18 protein-coding genes and 1 pseudogene are annotated in these 19,339 nt (G+C 62.9%); 8 read left to right on the top strand and 11 right to left on the bottom strand.

All coding sequences use genetic code 11. The features are described from left to right. Positions 1-270, bottom strand: a 270-nt coding sequence (locus tag HP499_RS07400) for a helix-turn-helix transcriptional regulator (RefSeq protein ID WP_172323368.1), incomplete at its 3' end; no start/stop codon positions are given. 139 nt (positions 271-409) lie between these two features. On the opposite strand from HP499_RS07400, the gene HP499_RS07395 reads away from it, so the two are divergent. Then, on the top strand, positions 410-1,471 hold the full coding sequence (locus tag HP499_RS07395; protein WP_172323366.1) for a glutathione S-transferase family protein: 1,062 nt from the start codon (positions 410-412) through the stop codon (positions 1,469-1,471). Positions 1,472-1,515: 44 nt separating this feature from the next. On the opposite strand, the gene HP499_RS07390 is transcribed toward HP499_RS07395, so the two are convergent. After that, positions 1,516-2,451, bottom strand: a complete 936-nt coding sequence (locus HP499_RS07390) for a carbohydrate kinase (protein WP_172323364.1) — start codon at positions 2,449-2,451, stop codon at positions 1,516-1,518. A 40-nt stretch (positions 2,452-2,491) separates the two neighbouring features. Further along, a complete protein-coding gene (locus HP499_RS07385; RefSeq protein ID WP_172323362.1) occupies positions 2,492-3,313 on the bottom strand; it encodes an alpha/beta hydrolase in 822 nt (273 codons plus the stop codon). A 110-nt stretch (positions 3,314-3,423) separates the two neighbouring features. On the opposite strand from HP499_RS07385, the gene HP499_RS07380 reads away from it, so the two are divergent. From HP499_RS07380 to HP499_RS07370, 3 genes are all read left to right on the top strand, one after another. After that, positions 3,424-4,530, top strand: a complete 1,107-nt coding sequence (locus HP499_RS07380) for a GTP pyrophosphokinase family protein (RefSeq protein WP_172323360.1) — start codon at positions 3,424-3,426, stop codon at positions 4,528-4,530. Positions 4,531-4,572: 42 nt separating this feature from the next. Then, on the top strand, positions 4,573-6,069 hold the full coding sequence (locus HP499_RS07375) for a SulP family inorganic anion transporter (protein ID WP_172323358.1): 1,497 nt from the start codon (positions 4,573-4,575) through the stop codon (positions 6,067-6,069). A gap of 151 nt (positions 6,070-6,220) precedes the next feature. Next, complete coding sequence (locus HP499_RS07370) at positions 6,221-7,216, top strand: bile acid:sodium symporter family protein (RefSeq protein ID WP_172323356.1); 996 nt, start codon at positions 6,221-6,223, stop codon at positions 7,214-7,216. Here the strand turns inward: HP499_RS07370 and HP499_RS25455 are convergent, their stop codons facing one another. Next, the gene (locus HP499_RS25455; RefSeq protein ID WP_172323354.1) at positions 7,217-8,221 is read right to left on the bottom strand and encodes a substrate-binding domain-containing protein; all 1,005 of its coding nucleotides are present in this window, start codon (positions 8,219-8,221) and stop codon (positions 7,217-7,219) included. 128 nt (positions 8,222-8,349) lie between these two features. Between HP499_RS25455 and HP499_RS07360 the strand changes: the two genes are divergently transcribed. After that, positions 8,350-9,603 (top strand): D-arabinono-1,4-lactone oxidase, encoded by a 1,254-nt coding sequence (locus HP499_RS07360; protein ID WP_172323352.1) that lies wholly within the window; start codon positions 8,350-8,352, stop codon positions 9,601-9,603. A gap of 73 nt (positions 9,604-9,676) precedes the next feature. Here the strand turns inward: HP499_RS07360 and HP499_RS07355 are convergent, their stop codons facing one another. From HP499_RS07355 to HP499_RS07340, 4 genes are read right to left on the bottom strand one after another with little or no spacing between them, the layout of a single operon-like run. After that, positions 9,677-11,434: a biotin carboxylase N-terminal domain-containing protein gene (locus HP499_RS07355; RefSeq protein ID WP_172323350.1), complete on the bottom strand. Its 1,758-nt coding sequence runs from the start codon at positions 11,432-11,434 to the stop codon at positions 9,677-9,679. 7 nt (positions 11,435-11,441) lie between these two features. Beyond that, positions 11,442-13,085, bottom strand: coding sequence for a 5-oxoprolinase/urea amidolyase family protein (locus tag HP499_RS07350; protein WP_172323348.1), 1,644 nt, complete (start codon positions 13,083-13,085; stop codon positions 11,442-11,444). Positions 13,086-13,091: 6 nt separating this feature from the next. Beyond that, positions 13,092-14,441, bottom strand: coding sequence for an MFS transporter (locus HP499_RS07345; RefSeq protein ID WP_172323346.1), 1,350 nt, complete (start codon positions 14,439-14,441; stop codon positions 13,092-13,094). A gap of 46 nt (positions 14,442-14,487) precedes the next feature. After that, on the bottom strand, positions 14,488-15,246 hold the full coding sequence (locus HP499_RS07340; protein WP_172323344.1) for a LamB/YcsF family protein: 759 nt from the start codon (positions 15,244-15,246) through the stop codon (positions 14,488-14,490). Positions 15,247-15,355: 109 nt separating this feature from the next. On the opposite strand from HP499_RS07340, the gene HP499_RS07335 reads away from it, so the two are divergent. Further along, entirely contained in the window at positions 15,356-16,054 is a 699-nt protein-coding gene (locus HP499_RS07335; RefSeq protein ID WP_172323342.1) for a GntR family transcriptional regulator, read from the top strand. A gap of 128 nt (positions 16,055-16,182) precedes the next feature. Here the strand turns inward: HP499_RS07335 and HP499_RS07330 are convergent, their stop codons facing one another. Then, positions 16,183-16,908, bottom strand: a complete 726-nt coding sequence (locus HP499_RS07330; protein WP_172323340.1) for a LysR family substrate-binding domain-containing protein — start codon at positions 16,906-16,908, stop codon at positions 16,183-16,185. A 33-nt stretch (positions 16,909-16,941) separates the two neighbouring features. Between HP499_RS07330 and HP499_RS07325 the strand changes: the two genes are divergently transcribed. Further along, positions 16,942-17,391 (top strand): DUF5997 family protein, encoded by a 450-nt coding sequence (locus HP499_RS07325; protein WP_172323338.1) that lies wholly within the window; start codon positions 16,942-16,944, stop codon positions 17,389-17,391. A gap of 53 nt (positions 17,392-17,444) precedes the next feature. On the opposite strand, the gene HP499_RS07320 is transcribed toward HP499_RS07325, so the two are convergent. Then, entirely contained in the window at positions 17,445-17,828 is a 384-nt protein-coding gene (locus HP499_RS07320) for a VOC family protein (RefSeq protein ID WP_172323336.1), read from the bottom strand. Positions 17,829-18,349: 521 nt separating this feature from the next. On the opposite strand from HP499_RS07320, the gene HP499_RS07315 reads away from it, so the two are divergent. Beyond that, positions 18,350-18,913, top strand: coding sequence for a hypothetical protein (locus tag HP499_RS07315; protein ID WP_172323334.1), 564 nt, complete (start codon positions 18,350-18,352; stop codon positions 18,911-18,913). A 7-nt stretch (positions 18,914-18,920) separates the two neighbouring features. Here the strand turns inward: HP499_RS07315 and HP499_RS07310 are convergent. After that, a pseudogene (locus tag HP499_RS07310) lies at positions 18,921-19,339 on the bottom strand (amino acid transporter); the annotation flags it as partial.

Raw genomic sequence — 19,339 nt, 5'->3', positions numbered from 1 at the left:
CCCACGCTGACGACGAATCGCCAGCTCTGCACGGTCTTCAATACCGAAGATGGGAACGCCTACGAGGTCCGCGAGTTCCATCATGGTGCCTACGGCCGCACCGCGGCTGCCGGCCTCAGCTGCGAGTACCGTCTGCTCCGAGACATTCGCACGAGCCGCCAGTTCCTTTGCGGTCCATTTTCGTTCTGTTCGTCCTTGGCGGATGAGTTGCCCCCACACGGTTAGGGCGTCCTGAATATGAGGACGAAGGGGGACGCTACGCTTCGCCATAACCAGCCTTCTTAAAACGTCGCTTATAGCCCTTTAGGCATGTTTTATTGTAGCAGTACCGCCACCTTCAAGACGATGCCTGTCTGGAACGGAGGGAGTTGTCTGGAGATTGTCCAGATCCGGGGCATAGTGTGAAGTCATGAGTGAGAAGACCAGCGAAGTCGAAGAACACAGCACCCGCGGGGCGTACGTCACCGGCAGTGAGTTCACCCGGGACACCAATTACATCGAGGACAGGATCACCCGCGACGGTGCCGCAGGACCCAACGGCGAGCCTGGCTGGCCCGTGGAGGCGGGGCGCTACCGGTTGATTGCAGCGCGGGCGTGCCCCTGGGCCAACCGTGCGGTCATTGTGCGCAGGCTGTTGGGGCTTGAGGATGTCATCAGCCTGGGCCAGCCCGGCCCCACCCACGACGCCCGCTCCTGGACCTTTGACCTGGACCCCGATGGCAAAGATCCTGTGCTCGGCATTGAACGCCTGCAGGAAGCGTTCTTCCGGCGTTTCCCGGACTACCCGCGGGGCATCACGGTTCCGGCCATCGTTGACATTCCCAGCGGCCAGGTGGTGACCAACAACTTCCCGCAAATCACCCTCGATTTCTCCTCGGAGTGGACTGAGTTCCACCGTCCGGGCGCACCGCAGCTGTACCCGGAGCACCTGCGCGAGGAAATCGACACCGTCAACAAACGCGTCTTCACCGAGGTCAACAATGGCGTCTACAGGTGCGGATTCGCCGGGTCCCAGGAAGCGTACGACGCCGCCTATACCCGGCTGTGGACCGCTTTGGACTGGCTCGAGGAGCGGCTGACCCGGCAGAGGTACCTGGTGGGTGATTCGATCACCGAGGCCGACGTGCGGCTTTTCACCACCTTGGCACGCTTCGACGCCGTCTATCACGGCCATTTCAAGTGCAACCGGAACAAGCTCAGCGAGATGCCGGCACTGTGGGCCTACGCCCGGGACCTGTTTCAGACACCGGGGTTCGGGGACACCATCGACTTCGTGCAGATCAAACAGCACTACTACATAGTTCACGAGGACATTAATCCCACGCAGATCGTCCCCGCCGGACCCGATCTATCCGGCTGGCTCACCGCGCACGGACGCGAGGCCCTGGGCGGAAGCCCGTTCGGTGAGGGCACCCCGCCGGGACCGGTGAAGGCCGGGGAGGAAGTAGCTGCGGGGCACGGGGCGGGCTAAAGATCCTGGGCTCAGACTGCCCTTTGCCCGTGTTTATGCCTCGTTTATTCCGGGCCGTGATTGAGCTCGGCGCGTGTGGGCGGGTTCGCGCCTGCCCGTGAGACCGTAACTGCGGCCGCCCGCGTGGCGTGATCCATGATGGCTTCCAAGATTTCTGCAGGCATCGCCCGGAGCTCTGCGCGGTTCTGCGCGCCATCCAGCCCGTGGTCCACAATCGCGGACAACAGTCCAGCCATGAACGAATCGCCAGCGCCCACGGTGTCCACCACGTTCACGGACGGCGCGGCAACCTGCGCTTCCCCTGCCCCGGTAACGCCCCAAGGACCCAGTGATCCCCGCGTCACCACTACCAAAGCCGGGCCTTCCGCGCCGCCCAAGGTCAGCCAGCGGCGTGCGGATTCCAACGGATCAACACCGGGATAAAGCCACTCAAGATCCTCATCGGAGGCTTTCACGACGTCGGACAGCACCACGAAACGCTCGGCTTGCGTCCGGGCATACTCAACGTCCGTGATGATGCTGGGACGGCAGTTGGGGTCGAAGCTGATGGTGCTGCTCGGATGGGCATACTCGACGGCGGCAATCACCTCCGCAGCGCCTGGCTCCAGGAAGGTGGCAATGGACCCGGTGTGGAGCAGCGTGGAACCCTGCAGCATGAGGGGCAACCGTCCGGCGAGCCCGGGCAGCTCCCATGCGAGGTCGAAAGCGTAGGTGGCGGCGCCGTCGTCGTCGATCTGCGCGGTGGCCACGCTGGTTGGCTTCTGGTCGGGCGGAAGCGGCACCATGACCGAACTCGAACGCAAGTGTGCAGCAATGGAATCGCCATAAGCGTCCCGGCCATAGCGGCCGATGAACTGCACCGGATGATCCAGCCGGGCCAGGCCGACGGCAACGTTGAGCGGGCTTCCTCCAACGTGCGCCTCGATTCCGGAGGAGCGTTGAACGACGTCTACCAGGGCCTCACCAATGACTGTCAGCATGGCACCACTCTGCCAGAGGACGGCAGCCACGGACCACCAGTTACGAGAGCAGCCGTTGCACCAATTCGCGGCACTTCTTGTACGCCACGGCCTTGGGATCGATCAGGTCGAAGTGGTCGCCGGGGACGCGCAACAACTGGGCAGCGCTACCTGCAGCAGTTGCCGCAGCGACATATGCCTCGGATTGGCTGGCTGGAACATCCTCATCATCCGTGGCGTGAACGGCATATATGGGCACGTCCAAGGGCAGCGAACTCATGGGATCCGCATACTTATGCCGTTTGGGGTATCTAGCGGAATCGCCGCCCATCAGGTTGCATACGGCGCCGTTGCTGAGGTTCAGCTTCTCCGCTGCGGCCAGATTAAGGAGGCCGGACTGGCTAACGACGCCTGTCAGGTGCACGGCGTTGTCCTCGGGGCTTCGCTGGAGCTGGCGATCGGCGTCTGGCGTGCCTATGCCTGAAAGCCGCTGCCGGCCCGCAGCCCACACGGCCAGATGGCCGCCTGCCGAGTGTCCCAGGGCTACCACCTTGCCGAGCTGGAGGTTGTGATCGCCGGCGATGGTGGACAGGTGGTCGATGCCGGCCAGGATGTCCTCGAACGTATGCGGCCAACCACCGCCGTTGCCGGCCCGCCGATACTCGAGGTTCCATGCGGTGATGCCATGCGCTGCGAGGTCCCGCGCAAGAGGCTCACCGAGCTCCGCGCCGTACTGTGAGCGCCAGTAACCGCCATGGATCACCACGGCGATTCCTCCGGCAACCGCAGACGCGCCGCGATGGTTTCCGTTGGACGGTTCAGGTATGAAGAGTTCGCCCCATTGGCTGGGGTGTTCGCCGTAGCTGTACTTGTGCCGCAACATTGCGCCCTCCTTTGTACTGAGCCTATCGTGACGGTTCACTAGTTTGGCTAGAGGCACCCCGACGGCAGGTGGCTCAGTTGAGTGTCGGACCCGCCCCGTAAGCTGGGGGCATGGCAAGCAATTGGGACAGCCTGGACCAGGCACAGCGCGATGCAGTGGATGCGAACGTAGCGCTCTATGAACGCGTTCGCCCCGCCCTGAAGCGGGTCACGCGCGATGTTCTGCTCACTTTGCGGGACATGCTGAACGACGCTGAAGTCACTCCGTTGTTTGTCACGGGACGGACCAAAACGGTGGAGTCGTTCCGGGAAAAGATTTCCCGCACCGACGATCCGTTGGAGCCGGGCGGACCTCGGTTGTTGAAGTTCCCGGATCCTTTCCGCACGTTGAATGACATGGTGGGCATCCGCGTCATCACCAAGCTTCCGGCCGAGAATGCCGCCGTGGCCAACATCATCAAGCGGCAGCGCCAGCTCTTTGACTGCCGCGGCGACCGTGAGAAGGACATCGGCTCCATCGAGTCGGGAACCTACGGATACTCCAGTCGGCACCTCATTTTGCGCACCATCCAGAACGAGGCCGTCAAGGAATACCAGCAGGTCTTCAACCCGGACATGCCTGCCAATGGCAGCTACTTCTTCGAATGCCAGATCCGTACCGTCTTTGCCCACGCGTGGAGCGAGATCGAACACGACATCCGCTTCAAGGCCGAAGACCCGCGTGCTTGGACACCCCATTTTGACCGTCAATTCACGGCAACAGCTGCCATGTTGGAAACAGTGGAGAGCGCCTTCGCCGATCTTCACGAGCGGTACGAGGAAGTCCGCGGCTACTGGGACCTTGAAGGCGATGGCGGCATGCCCCTGACGCCCAACCGGGTCCGTGACGTCTGGCGTACGCTGCTGCCGCACGTTGACCGTAAAGTTGATGACGACTGGGGATGGGCTGCCGAACTGCTCGCCGCCCACGGCCTCACCAAGACCGTGGAGCTGGCCGGGTTGCTCAGTGCCAACCGCATCACCGAGGTCCGCAAGGCCTTGGACCACCGCTACTCCCCCGGTCCCGACCGCCTCCTGGATGACCTCCTGCTGTGGCAGTACGGAACCGAACACATCGATCTCACCGCTGAGGCGCCCGACGTCGTCCCGCACCCGCGGCGCGACAGCCTCCAGCGGCGTCTGAAGCAGATTGAGCGCTACCGCCAGACTGCGCTCTAGGACAGCTACCTATGTTCTAGGGCAATTGGACCGTAAGGACCCATGACTCCCGAGCAACTCATGTCACTGCGGGCGACCTTCCGCTCGCCCCGCCGTCTGCTGACGGAATCCCTTGCCGGGCTCGTAGTGGCTTTGGCTTTGATACCCGAGGCCATTGCGTTCTCGGTGATTGCGGGCGTTGATCCACGCATTGGGTTGTTCGCATCCTTCACCATGGGCGTGGTTACTGCCATAGTTGGCGGGCGTCCTGCCATGATCTCCGCGGCCACCGGTGCCGTGGCCTTGGTGATCGCGCCGGTAATGAAGGAACACGGGCTCGACTACCTCATTGCAACGATCATTCTGGCTGGCGTTTTCCAGATCATCCTGGCGGTCCTGGGTGTCACCAAATTGATGCGCTTCATCCCCAGATCCGTGATGATCGGGTTCGTCAACGCCCTGGCAATCCTGGTGTTCATGTCCCAGATGCCCGAGCTCTTCAACGTGCCGTGGATGGTCTATCCGATTGTCATCGTGGGCTTGGTGATCGTCTTCGGACTACCCCGCATCACTACCGCCATTCCTGCGCCGCTGGTGGCGATCGTGGCCATCACGCTGGTGACCGTGCTGGGTGGCATCGACGTTCCCACCGTCAGCGACAAAGGTGAACTCCCGGACAGCCTGCCCGGGTTCTTCCTGCCCAACGTTCCCCTGAACCTGGAAACCTTCCAGATCATCGCGCCCTTCGCCCTGTCCATGGCGCTGGTGGGCCTGCTGGAATCGCTGATGACCGCCAAGCTGGTGGACGACATCACGGACACGCGCTCCAACAAGACGCGGGTGTCTTGGGGACAAGGTGCTGCAAACATTGTGACCGGTTTCCTCGGCGGCCTGGGCGGATGCGCGGTGATCGGTCAGACCATGATCAACGTCAAGGGCTCAGGGGCTCGAAGCCGCCTCTCGACCTTCCTGGCCGGAGTGTTCCTGCTGGTGCTGATGGTTGTCCTGGGCGATGTTGTAGGCATGATCCCCATGGCCGCCCTGGTGGCTGTGATGATTTTCGTTTCGCTGATTACGTTCGACTGGCATTCCATCCGACCCTCAACCCTGAAGCGTCTCCCGAAGTCCGAAACCGCGGTCATGCTCGTCACCGTTGCCGCCGTGGTGGCGACGCACAATCTCGCGGTGGGTGTCGGCGTCGGCGTCCTGACCGCCATGGTGCTGTTCGCACGGCGGGTGGCCCACTTCGCGACGGTGGAGCGGACCGAACTGGAGCTCAACGGTGAGAATGTTGCGACATACACCGTGGACGGGGAACTGTTCTTTGCTTCGTCCAACGATCTCTACACGCAGTTCGACTATGCAAAGGATTCCTCAGAAGGCATAGATCGGGTGATCATCGATCTCCATGGTTCCCACATCTGGGATGCCTCCACGGTGGCGGTGCTTGATTCGGTGACTGAGAAGTACCGGAACCACGGGCGCGACGTGGAGTTCATCGGGCTCAACGAGGCCAGTGTTCGGATGCGCGAGCGCCTGGCGGGGAAGCTCAACTCCTGACCCAACTGAGTCGAAGTTGTGCGCGTTACGAGCACTCAAAACGCGCACAGCTGCGACTCAGTTGGGTGGGAAACGGCGGTCATCTGACATATACGCTCCGCCGAATGTCACGAAGTGGCCGGGTTCGCGGGGTGAATGTGAGCATGGATGAATGCTTGAGGCAACCAATTCACCATCAGAAACAGAAGAATCCGCGGCCCCCGTTAACGCCGCGCTTGCTGCGGAAGCCAAGATTGCGCGTATTGCCGTCACGGTGTTCCCGCTTTTGGTGGTGGTTGCCGGCATCCTTGGATTCCTGATTCCGGACCTCTTCAAACCGATGGGCGTGGCCGTTCCGTATCTGCTGGGCGTCATCATGTTCTGCATGGGCCTCACGCTGACGCCGCCTGACTTCGCCTCGGTGGCCCGGCGTCCTTGGGCTGTAGCCCTGGGCATCGTTGCCCACTACGTGATCATGCCCGGTGCCGGTTGGCTCATTGCAGTACTCCTGCAACTACCTCCGGAACTGGCCGTCGGCCTGATCCTGGTTGGCTGCGCTCCGTCCGGCACCGCCTCCAACGTCATGGCCTTCCTGGCAAAGGGCGATGTTGCCCTGTCCGTAGCCGTCGCCTCGGTTTCCACGCTGATCGCACCCATCGTTACCCCTGCACTGACTCTCTTCCTTGCCGGGTCCTTCCTGCACATCGATGCCGGGGCCATGGTGATGGACATCGTGAAAACCGTACTGTTGCCGGTGATCGGCGGCCTGCTCGCCCGGCTCTTCCTTTCGAAGCTCGTCGCAAAGGTTCTTCCGGCACTTCCGTGGGCCTCCGCCGTCGTGATTTCACTGATCGTTGCGATCGTCGTGGCCGGGAGTGCCAGCAAGATCGTGGCTGCGGGTGCAATCGTTTTCCTGGCAGTTGTCCTCCACAACGGATTCGGCCTGGGCCTCGGCTACCTTGCCGGCAAGCTCGGCCGACTGGACGATAAAGCACGCCGGGCCCTGGCATTCGAGGTTGGCATGCAGAACTCCGGACTGGCCGCGACCTTGGCCACCGCACACTTCAGCCCGCTGGCCGCCCTGCCCTCCGCCGTCTTCTCGCTTTGGCACAACATCTCGGGCGCAATCGTGGCCGCCTGGCTGGCACGACGGCCGCTGAAGGACTGACTAGCCCTGTGTAGTGCCGCGGCGGTGCAACTTCCATGGCGACGCCACCCGAATGCCCTCGGCCGGCGTGTTTTCCGCCAACCGGTCCAGCAGCATCCGGACAACCTGTTCGAAGATCGGGTCCGGGCCAACAGTAGTCAGCGCCGGATCGTATTCCTGGCCCTCGGTGGAGTTTCCCACCCCAATGATCTGGATGTCCTCCGGGACCCGGAGACCCAAACGATAGGCGGCACGGATCGTCTGCAGCGCCTCCATGTCGTCAGTGCAGAAAATGGCCGTGGGGCGATCCGTCAGCTGGAGCAGCTCGAGGGCTGACTGATAGGCAGCCGCCGGACGGTGATGGGAGGTCCTGACCAAAGACTCGTCCAAGAGAATGCCGGCCTTCTCCAGCCCGGCAGCATACGCGGCAAAGCGACTCTTGGGCCGGCCGCTTGGGTCTGCCCTCCGGATGCAGCCGATTCTGCGGTGGGACGCGGTGAGGAAATCCATGCATTCTGCGAGCCCGGCATCGGTCTCAGGGGCAAGGACGTCGAAACCGGCAGGCTTCATGGTCCCGGAGATGACCACTTGGGCCACGCCACGGCGGGCCAGTTCGGTGACTGTTTCATCCTCCGTTTTTGCTTCGGGGAAGTACCCGATGATCACACCATCGGCGCCTCCGGACATTGCGAACTTCCGCCAGTCGTCGCCCAGCAGAATCACCGGCTGGAATCCGTGCTGCGGCAGGATGGTGGCTGCAGCAGTGGCGAGGGCCCGGTCCCACGGCCATTCAAGGTTCCCTATGGCCACGGCAATCACGTCTGTCTTGCCGCGACGCATCCCCCGGGCTGCCTGGTTGGGCACATACCCCAGCTCCTTGACCGCCGCCAGAACCCTGTCCTGTGTGGGCTGGCTGATCCGGGTTGTGCCACCATGGCGGCCCGAGAGCACATAGGAGACGGTGGTCAGCGATACGTCAGCCGCCATGGCCACATCCCGAATGGTGGGCTTGGATCCCTTGCTCACGTTGTGACTCCTGGTAGACGGCCAATCCCTTGAACTCTATCCGCAACCGGCGTGGACTCCCCTTGACGCAATTAGTTGAGAACGTTAACAATTGCGGGAGTCTACAAATACAAGCGGGAGATCTTTCGATGAAGAACTGGGCAGGAAATCTTGAGTACTCGTCTGCGGACGTCCAGCGGCCCACAACCGTGGAGCAACTGCGCGGGCTCGTAGCTGAGGCGACGCAGATCAAGGCCCTGGGATCCCGGCACTCCTTCAACACCGTTGCCGACACCACCGGCACGCACCTCCTCCTCGATGGGCTCCCCCAGGAAGTGGTTCTGGACACCGAAAAGGGCACCGTCAAGGTCAGTGGCGGCATCAGCTACGGAGCTCTGGGCCGCGCGCTTGAGGAACAGGGCTACGCCATCCACAACCTCGCTTCCCTCCCGCACATCTCTGTGGCCGGCGCCATCCAAACCGGCACGCACGGCAGTGGAGTCAACAACCCCTCCTTGGCTGCCGCCGTCGTCAGTGTTGATGTGGTGCGCGCCTCCGGCGAGCTGGTGACCCTCACGGCCGACGACGACGAATTCCTCGCCAGCGTGGTGGGACTGGGTGCACTTGGCATTGTCACAGGGCTGGAACTCGCGGTCCGGCCGAGCTTTGACGTACGGCAGCGAGTGCTCACCAACCTCTCTTGGGAGGGTGCCTTGGCCAACTTCCAGGCCATCGCTTCCAGTGCTTACAGCGTCAGCTTCTTCACCGATTACACCGGCGAAACCATCCCCCAGGTCTGGCTTAAAGCACTGGACACTGAAGCTCCGTTGCCTGATCTGTTCGGGGCAACCGCGGCGACGGCAGCCATGCATCCCTTACCTGATATGTCCGCCGAGAACTGCACGGAACAGCTTGATGTGGCGGGCAAGTGGCTCGACCGGTTGCCGCACTTCCGCCACGAATTCACGCCCAGCAACGGTGAGGAACTGCAAAGCGAGTTCCTTCTGCCTTTGGAACACGCACCGGCCGCGCTGCAGGCCGTCCGCGGGCTCGCCGAAAAGCTCGCACCGCTCCTGTTCGTCTCTGAAATCCGCACCGTGGCCGCTGATGAGTTCTGGCTCAGCCCGTTCTACCAGCAGCAAAGTGTGGCACTCCACTTCACCTGGAAACCGCTGCAGGCTGAGGTGGAAGCGGTGCTCCCCGAGCTTGAGGAAGCCCTCCGCCCGTTCGGCGCCCGGCCTCATTGGGGCAAACTGTTCACGCCCGGCGAGTATGACTTCGCCGCACTGTACCCGCGGTTCGAGGACTTTCGGGCTTTGGTTCAGGCCAACGACCCAACGGGGAAGTTCCGCAACGGCTTGCTGGAGAGCGTGCTGGGCATCGCGGCGGCGACGCACGCCTAGTCACGCTTGCCCGGCCGCTGCGCCGGTGCGCCGTTGCGCCGTTGCCGCCCCGCTCCTGCACCGCCGCCCGGCGCTACTCGATGTGCGCGAGGACCGCGCCGGCTGTGACAACTCCGCCGGGTGCCGACAACACCTCGGACAGAGTACCTGTCCGGTGGGCCGGGACCTGGGTTTCCATTTTCATGGCCTCCAGGACTACCAAGGGATCGCCGGCGGATACTTCGTCGCCGGGTTCTGCGAGCCACTTGACCACCGTGCCGGCCATGCTGGAGACAAGTGCCGATTCGGCGGGGGAATCGCTGCTGACGGAACCCGGCGTATCGGCCGGCGCAGTAAAGGCGGGAATGCCCTGACCGGAGCGGGCCCAGCCGTCCAGCAGGTCCGCGGGAAGCCCAACAGCCAGCCGTTTGCCGTCGACGTCAATGGTGATGGTGCGCCGCTCCCCTTCCCGGGCCACCACGTTGTACTCAGGATCCACGGGAATCCGGTCTGCGAAGTCGGTTTCGATCCAACGGGTGTGAACCCGCATTCCGGCTACCGACGTGAAGTCCTCGGATTCCAGGACCGCGCGGTGGAACGGCAGCACGGTTGCAAGGCCTGAGATCTTGAATTCAGCCAGGGCACGCCGTGCGCGACGAAGAGCCTGCTGCCGGTCAGCTCCGGTGACGATCAATTTGGCTAGCAGGGAGTCGAATTGCGGCGCCACGAAGGAACCCGAACGTACCCCGGTGTCCACGCGGATTCCCGGACCTGTAGGTGCTTCAAACAAGGCCACTGTTCCCGGGCAGGGCAAGAACCCGCGGCCCACGTCTTCGGCGTTGATACGGAACTCAAAGGAGTGGCCCCGCGCCACGGGATCTTCCGTGATGCTCAGCGGCAAGCCGGCGGCAATACGGAACTGTTCTTGGACGAGGTCGATCCCGGCGGTTTCCTCCGTGATGGGGTGCTCCACCTGGAGGCGTGTGTTGACCTCAAGGAAGGCCACGGCTCCGTCTGCGGAGACGAGGAACTCAACGGTCCCGGCACCGTAGTAGCCGGCTTCGCGGACAATCGCCTTGGCGCCGTCGTAAATTTGCCGGCGTTGCAGGTCACTCAGGAAAGGTGCGGGGGCTTCTTCCACGAGTTTCTGGTGGCGGCGTTGTAGCGAGCAATCACGGGTGCCCACCACCACGATGTTGCCGAGTTTGTCCGCGATGACCTGCGCCTCGACGTGCCGGGGGCGGTCAAGGTACTGCTCCACGAAGCATTCACCACGGCCGAAGGCAGCCACTGCTTCACGGACTGCGGAATCGAACGCTTCTTCCACTTCCGCCAACTCCCGGACCACCTTCAGACCGCGGCCGCCTCCACCAAACGCGGCTTTGATGGCCAGAGGGAGTCCATGTTCCTCCGCGAAGGCACGGGCTTCCGCGGCGGTGGAAACGGGACCGTCGCTGCCGGCAACCAAAGGTGCTCCGGCTCGGACGGCGATGTCACGTGCCGTGATCTTATTGCCCAACTGGCGTATCGACTCGGGTGAGGGACCGATCCACTCCAGGCCGGCGTCGAGCACTGCTTGTGCAAAATCGGCGTTCTCGGAAAGGAACCCGTAGCCGGGGTGAACGGCGTCTGCGCCTGACTCCGCTGCAATGGCGAGCAGTTTCCCGATGTTCAAATAGGTGTCAGCCGGTGAGTTGCCGCCCAAACTGAAGGCTTCGTCGGCTGCGCCAACGTGCATGGCGTCGGCATCGATGTCTGCGTAAACGGCAACGGACGGGATGCCGGCGTCGTCACAGGCTCGGGCGACGCGGACAGCGATTTCGCCGCGGTTCGCAATCAGGACCTTGCGCATCAAATACTCACTTCTCTGGGTTCTTCGTAAAAGTCGTGGTGGTGTCCGGGGCCAGCCGGAAACGGATCTTTCCGCCAATGGGGACTTGAGCAGCCAGATCAAGATGTTCGTCGCGCACCACCCCGATCACCGGATATCCGCCCGTGATGGGGTGGTCCGCCAGGAAGAGGACCGGCAATCCGGCCGGCGGGATCTGGAGGGCTCCGGCCATGGTTCCTTCACTGGGAAGTTCGCCTTCCCGCGTGCGCTCCAGCGGGGTGCCATCCAGTCGCATGCCCACTCGATTGGATTGCGGAGTGACCAGCCATTCCTGGCTGCACAGGGAATCCAGCGCGTCCTGGTCAAACCAGTCGGCCCGTGGCCCGGGCACGACATCGAGCACCGTGACACCGTCACCCGGGAAGTCAGGCTGCAGTTCGGGGCTGCCAACCGCTGTGGATGCCGTAGCGTCACCCACGCCAAGAACCTGCTTGCTGACCAGTGGCCCCGGCCCGATCCCGGACATCGTGTCCGTTGAGCGGCTGCCTAGAACCTCAGGAACGTCCACTCCACCCCGGACCGCAACATAGTTCCGGAAGCCCGACTCCGGGGCACCCAAGGTGAGTACTTCGCCGTCGAGCAACGCGAAAGGAGCGGCCATGGGCACGGTCCGCCGGGCACCTGCTTGGACGTCGCCGGACTCAAACCACGACGACGGCCCTACTGTCAGCGTGGTGGGCGCCCCTGTCACGGCAACCACCTGGTCACCCACAGCTTCCACTGTGAGGCCGCCATTGACGGACTCGATGGCTGCAGCCGAAGCAGCGTTTCCCACCAGCCGGTTGGCCCGCCGCAACGAGGCCCTGTCCAACGCACCCGCAGCCGATACGCCGAGCGGACCATAGCCACGACGTCCGAGGTCCTGGATCAGGCTCTGCGCACCCGGGGTAAGAATCCGAAGACCGGACTCCGGGCGGTGCTCCTTTTCGGGTTCGCGTGCCGGGGATTCTGTGGCCGTGACAACCTCGCGGACGGCCCGGTACTGAACCCGGTCGCCTGGACGAACAAGCGCCGGTTGGGCCCTGTCCAGGTCCCACATCCTTGCACCAGTGCGGCCAATCAACTGCCAACCGCCCGGGGAACGCCGAGGGTACACGGCCGAATACCGGCCACCCAGAGCCACCGATCCAGCAGGCACGGCTGTGCGGGGAGAAGACCGTCGAGGAACCGTGAGGGCCTCGTTTTCGCCCACCATATAGCCGAAGCCCGGCGCGAAACCAGCGAAAGCAACGGTCCAGACTTGGCCCGTATGTGCGGCAATCACGCCGTCCACACTCAGTCCGGTGAGTTCCGCGACATCGGCGAGGTCGTCGCCGTCGTACACAGTATCGATGACCACCAAACCGGAGTCAGCCACTTCCGGCGCCGTTAGTTCCAACTCCATGAGCCGTGCACTGATGGCTCGGGTTGCGGCCGCGGACTCGCCCACCACCATCACCGTTTCCGCCGCGGCCAGAACATCCACTTGCCCCGGAAGCGGCGATTTGTAGAGCATGTCCTGCAGGGCGAGGACGTCCTGCAGCCCGTCCAGTTCGGCCAGGACGGCACGCGTGCCGACGGGCCGGACAGAGCGAACCCTTTTGGCGGTGGTGGTTTGCATCACGGTTCCCATTGTTCGTTACGACGCCGGCTGAGCGTGTGTTCCCTGCACGAGCCGGACATCTTCTTCCGGCTTGGGGTCGCGGCCGAGGAGCATGCCGACGATCGTGACAATGGCAGCCAGAAGGATGTAGCCGGCAATGAAGTACCAGCCGCCGGATCCGCCACCATAGAGGAGGGTGAAGATCACCGGGGCAAATCCGCCGCCGATCACACCGGCCAAGGTGTAGGCCAAGGAACTTCCGGCGTAGCGAAGACGGGCCGGGAACTGCTCGGTGATGAACGCGGCCTGCGGACCGTACATGAAGGCGTGGAGTGCCAAGCCGATGACGGTGCCTACGATCAGCATCGCCACGGACTTTCCTTGGATCATCAGGAAGAAGACCGGAATGTAGGCTGCTGTTGCAGCGGCCGCGAGTCCATAAACCCAGCGGCGGTTGAAGCGGTCCGTCAGGGCGCCGGCCAGCGGGATCAGGAAGAGCTGGAAGGCTGAGCCGATCAGGATGGCTGACAGGACGTTGCCCGTGGTCATTCCCAGTTCCTTGGTGGCGTAAACGGCCACGAACACCGTAAACAGCGAGTAGAGGATGTCAGGGCAGATTCGCGAAAGCGAAGCGGCAATCAATGCCTTCGGCTGAGTAGTGAAGACTTCCTTGATGGGAGCCTTGGGACGGTCTCCCTTGGCTTGAATGGCCTTGAAAACCGGCGTTTCCTCCAGCTTGAGGCGGATGAGCAAGCCGAACACCACCAACAGGGCAGAAGCAAGGAAGGCCACGCGCCAACCCCAGGAGAGGAAGGCTTGTTCGCTCAGCGAAGCAGCCAGGATAGCGAGAACGCCGTTGGCCATGAGGTTACCGGCGGGCGGACCGATCTGGGCTGCAGAGGACCAGAAGCCGCGCTTGTTGGGGTCACCGAATTCACTGGACAGCAGCACCGCGCCACCCCACTCCCCGCCAACACCGATGCCTTGCGCCAAGCGCAGCAACACAAGGATGATCGGGGCCGCAATGCCAATGACGGAGTAGTCGGGCAGCGCACCGATGAGTACGGTGGCAAGGCCGATAAGCATCAACGTGAAGACCAGGACGTATTTGCGGCCGATCTTGTCACCGAGACGGCCAAAGACAATGCCGCCGATCGGACGGGCAAAGTAACCTACGGCGAACGTTGAGAAGGACAGGATGAGCGCCACGAAATCGTCGTTGCCCGGGAAGAAGATCTTCGGGAACACCAAGGCCGAGGCCACGGAATAGATAGCGAAGTCGTAGTACTCGAGCGATGTGCCGGTAAGGCTGGCCACATACGCCTTGATGGCGCCGGGCGGTGGCTTCCTTGTCACTGCCTTGGCTGCATGGTTGGTGCTGGTCATGATGTTCTCCCGGGGGATGGGGGATGGTTCGGAGCGCCCGGACGGGCTAGAGGAACGAGCCGGTACCTACGCCGGCGTCGCTCAGGGCGGACTTCACAGCGGTGGCCATCGCGACGGCTCCGGGTGAGTCACCGTGCACGCAGATGCTCTCTGCGCGGATCTTCAGGATGGAACCGTCAATGGTCCTGACGGATTGTTCAGTGGCCATTCGCAGGACGTGCTCCGCCACTTCGGCGGGATCATTCAGCACGGCCCCAGCTTGGGATCGCGGGACGAGCGTTCCGTCCGGGTTGTAGGCGCGGTCCGCGAAGGCCTCGGAAACGGCACGAAGACCGGCGTTGTCAGCCAGCCGAAGTACTTCAGAGCCGGGCAGTCCAAGAATCGGAAGGTTGGGGTCAACAGATTTCACGGCGTCCACCACAGCGCTGGCCTGGGCGGTGTGCTTGACGATCGCGTTGTAGAGGCCCCCGTGAGGCTTGACGTACTGGACGCGTGAACCGGCAGCGGCTGCCAGCGCCTGCAGGGCCCCGATCTGATAAACGACGTCGTCCGCCAGTTCCATGGGATCGATGTCCATGAAGCGGCGCCCGAACCCGGCGAGATCGCGGTAGCCAACATGGGCGCCGATAACGACGCCGGCCTTGACCGCCTTTTCGCAGGTGCTGCGGATGACGCTGGGGTCACCAGCATGGAATCCACAGGCAACATTCGCACTGGAGACCGACTCGAACATGGCTGCGTCATCACCAAGCGTCCAGCGCCCGAAGGACTCGCCGACGTCGCTGTTCAGATCGATGATTGCCATAGTGTGATCCCTGCCTCGTGATGTGCGTTACATCCAGCATGCATCAATCTGCTGGATTGTTCAACAATCCAGCGATCCCTATTTTCAGCAATCGTGTAATTTTAGTGTCATGGCCGGTGAAGATCAGGAAAAAAGTCAACAGACCGGCATGGACAGTGCGCGGGCGAGGGTCCGTATGAGGGTCCCCTCCGTGGCGGAGAGAGTCGCAGAAGAACTGCGCTACCAACTGGCTGAGGGCTTCCTGGTGCCGGGGGCCAAGCTGACCGAAGCCACTATCGCCGAGGATTTGGGCGTCTCCCGCAACACTGTCCGCGAAGCTTTCGCCGAGCTGGCCGCTGAGCGGCTTCTTCTTCGCCAGCCCAACAAGGGCGTTTTTGTAGCAACCCTTGAAGCCGGCGACATCCACGATGTTTATACGGTTCGTCGCGCCATCGAGGTCAGCTCAATCCGGGCCGGCGGCTCTCCGGAGCGCATCGCCGCCGTCAGGGCCGCCGTCGAGGAAGGCCAGCGCGCGGCCTCGGCCAACGACAACGAAGGCCTGGGCAGCGCCAACCAGCATTTTCACGGCGCCATAGTCGCCCTCGCTGAGAGCAACAGGCTGAACACGATCATGGCGCAGATCCTGGCCGAGATGCGCCTCTACTTTCACAAGGCCACCATGAATGCCCACTTCTACAGTGACTGGCTGAAGGAAAATGAGCAGATCTGCTCCGCATTGGAAGCGGGCGAGCTTGAGCGCGCCGGGGACCTTCTCCTTGCCTACCTCAACCGTTCAGAACAGCAGCAAACCGCCATCCACGGCGAGTAGTCAGCGCTCCTCCCCAGTTGGTCACCCCAAATGCGCCAAATTCCCGCTACTTGGGCGCAGAAACGCATCAATTTCCCCACCAACCGGGCAGGAGCGTCACGGCGGAGTGATCTAACCGGGCAGGAGCGTCAGCGTTTGCCCTTTTTGCGTGAGCCCTTGCCACGGCCTTTGTCCGGGTTCGGTGCGTAGCGCTGCGCGACCGCGGGCTTCTTGGGGCCCCCACCGCGCCGGTCAGGCTTGGGCTCCTTCTTGGGTTTCTCCTGCTGCGCTGACGGCTGGCGCGAGCTCTGCGCTGTCCGCCCACGCACGATCCCGATGAATTCTTCGATCACCGGGCTGTCAGTTCCAACCAGCCAAGCCAAGCCAATTTGCGTGCCGGGCGCACCCGTCAGGCGCCGCATGACCGTGTCTTTTACGTTCAGGTGCCGCGCAACGGACATGGGCAGGATCGCCAGTCCGGCCCCGGAGGCGACCACCTGGAGGGCCATGTCCGGCCCGCCCATCTCATCAATATCCAGGAAATTCTCCTCGGCGAGGTCGTCCAGTGCGACTTCCTCAAACACCGAGATCTCATGCCCCTTCGGAGCCACAACCACAGGCTGCTCTTCATACAAAGGGATGACGTTCAAACCTTCGCGGTCCACGGGCAACCGAACGAAGCTGAGGTCTGCGGAACCGTCACGCAAAACCGAAACCTGGGCGGCGTCGTCGGACATGAATGAGTGCAACGGGAAGTTGGGCATCCGTTCTTCCCACCGCCGGATCCATTTCCCAGGAGTCACACCGGCAACATAGGCGAAGCGGAGACCGGCTAGGGGTTCGGTTGTTTCAGCGGATTCTTCAGCGTCTGGCACACACTCACAGTACCGGCCAGATACCCTTGAAGCATGACGTCCTCGAACTCCCAGTCCATGAAGCCGGCAACAGTTGCCAAGAAACTCGGTATCTACCTGCCCGCGACACCCCAGGAGTTCCAGGATTCGTCCATCTCCCGCGAAGAATACGCCGAACTCCAGGCCAACCCGCCGGAGTGGCTCGTCGAACTGCGCCGCAACGGCCCGCACCCGCGCCCGGTAGTGGCCCAGAAGCTCAACATCTCCATCAGCGGCCTCGCCCGCGGTGGTGTCGAGGATGCGCTCACGACGGCGGAAATCACCGAGCTGCTGCAGGCTCCGCCGCAGTGGCTGGTCACCGAGCGCGCCACGCACGCGGCTGTCCGGTCCGAGGCGCAGCGCGTCAAGGACGAGGCCGCCAAGAAGGCAGCCACCAAGGAAGCCCGGGACAATGCTGCTGCAAAACGCGATGCCCCGAAGACTTCCAAGCGCGATCACGCGTAAGTCTTAGCAGGTTGTGGCCAGGATCAACGGGTCCCGGCCACAACTGTTTAAGCTCAGTCCTGGTGAAGCTGAATGAAGTTTCCGCAACCGTCGTCGAAGACTGCGCTGACGCCTGAGGGATCCTCGGAGGGTTCGCCTTGGAAGGTCACACCGGCGGCAACCAAGCGCTCGTACTCAGCCTGGACGTCGGGCACGCCGAAGGTGATCGCGGCCAAACCGGACTCATGCAGGGCGTTCATGTAGTTGGATGCGATGGGGTTGTCGCTGGGTTCCAGCAGCAAACCCGGTGAACTGCCGTTGTCCGCACCCGGATCCTTGATGATGAACAAGTTGTACTCGGGCATGGCCATCAGGGTCTCGAAGCCCAGGGTCTCCGTGTAGAAAACGTGGGCCGCTGCGGGGTCCTTGACGTGGATGCTGCACATTTTCAGTCTCATGCTGCCTAGGCTACGCCCCGGGCCTGACAACCTGACCGCGCCGCCCCTGCGACGACGGCCGCGGACAAGCCCCCGCGACCGTCGCCAACCCATTAGGGTTTCAGGTGCCAGAACGAGCGGACTATCTCCCACGCAAGGCGTGAAAGATTGACCAGCAAGTTCAGGCGGCCCCAAGGCTCGGGACGATTACGCCGTCGAGACATGGTGCACCCCCTCACTGAGGAAGGGTGCGACCGCGGGCGTAGTGCTTGCACGCCGTCCGCGAAGGGGCATACTCTAGAGGCGTGAGCATCAAGGAGTAAGCCCTTGAATCGCACCAAAGAGCGCATCGCGCTGAACAAAGACCCGATTGCAGTCGGGTCTTTTGTTTGTTAACGATGCGGCAGGCTCTTGCCCACTGCCACAGAGTCTACCGAGAGTTGACTATCTGAATAGCAGGCCACTCCGAGCCACCCCTCGCGCCCACGCATCCACTGCCGCATACTGAATTCAAAGCAGCGAATTCGCCTGGAGGTGGTCCGATGCCCGCCATGATGCTCCTGTGGGGTGTTGCTCTGGTTCTTGCAACCGCAGCAACCACATATGTCCTGCACAGGAAACTGACCCACGGCCGCGGCCCGGAGCCGGACGGCATCTTCTGGGACGTGTTCGGAGGGCTGGTGGTCATTACGCCCGCCATCCTCGTCCCTGCCGTGCATTGGTCGCCGGCCGGGCTGATCATGATTTTCGTCGGCATCGCTACTGCGGCCGGAACCCTGCTGAGCAGCCGCAAAGTGGAGCGCCTCCATGCAACTGAGCCCCGCCGTCGTGCTGGTTTCCCGGACGACGCAGCCCGCCACGAAAACATTCTGGAGCAGTGGCGCCAATATGAGCTGGATCCTGCGCGGACCATCGATTTCCCGGCAATGACGGACGTCAGGACTGCCGAAACAGCGGCATTGACGAGGGCCATACACGAGGCCGAGTACTGCAAGGTGACAGCCGGGACTGACTACCGTGCCGCCGTCGAGCGTCTTGCCCAAGCCCTGGCCGCGGCCGAGCGGGCTGCCGGCGTCCCAACGGCCGCCCTCCCCTCGCCGAGGTGACGCAGCCCTACAGGACCTTGCCTTTGAAGAACTCCGGACGCAGCCGGTACATCACCAGCATGACCGCCACGCCGAGCAGGATCACGCCCATTCCCAGTACGAACACCAGGCCCACACCACCAACGGAGGAGCCGGAACCGTACTCCGGGTCCATCGAGTCCATGGCCGTCTTCACGAACATGACCAGCAGGATCACTCCGCCCAGCAGGGGCGCCAGGAACTTGAAGAAGAACGGACGGACGCCGCTGAATGCCGACGCCCGGAAGAACCAGACGCAGGCCAGCGCCGTGATGCCGTAGTAGAAGCAGATCATCATGCCCAGGGCGGTGATGGTGTCCCACAGCGCATTCTCGGACACGGTCCTGGTGATCACGTAGAAGCCGGCGGCTGCGATCGCAGCGGCGATGGTTGCGAAGCTCGGCGACT

It is taken from the genome of Paenarthrobacter sp. CM16 (genome assembly GCF_013179505.1).
Classification (GTDB): Bacteria; Actinomycetota; Actinomycetes; order Actinomycetales; family Micrococcaceae; genus Arthrobacter.
Note: the sequence above shows the minus strand (reverse complement) of the source record. Positions and strands in the feature narration are given on the sequence as shown.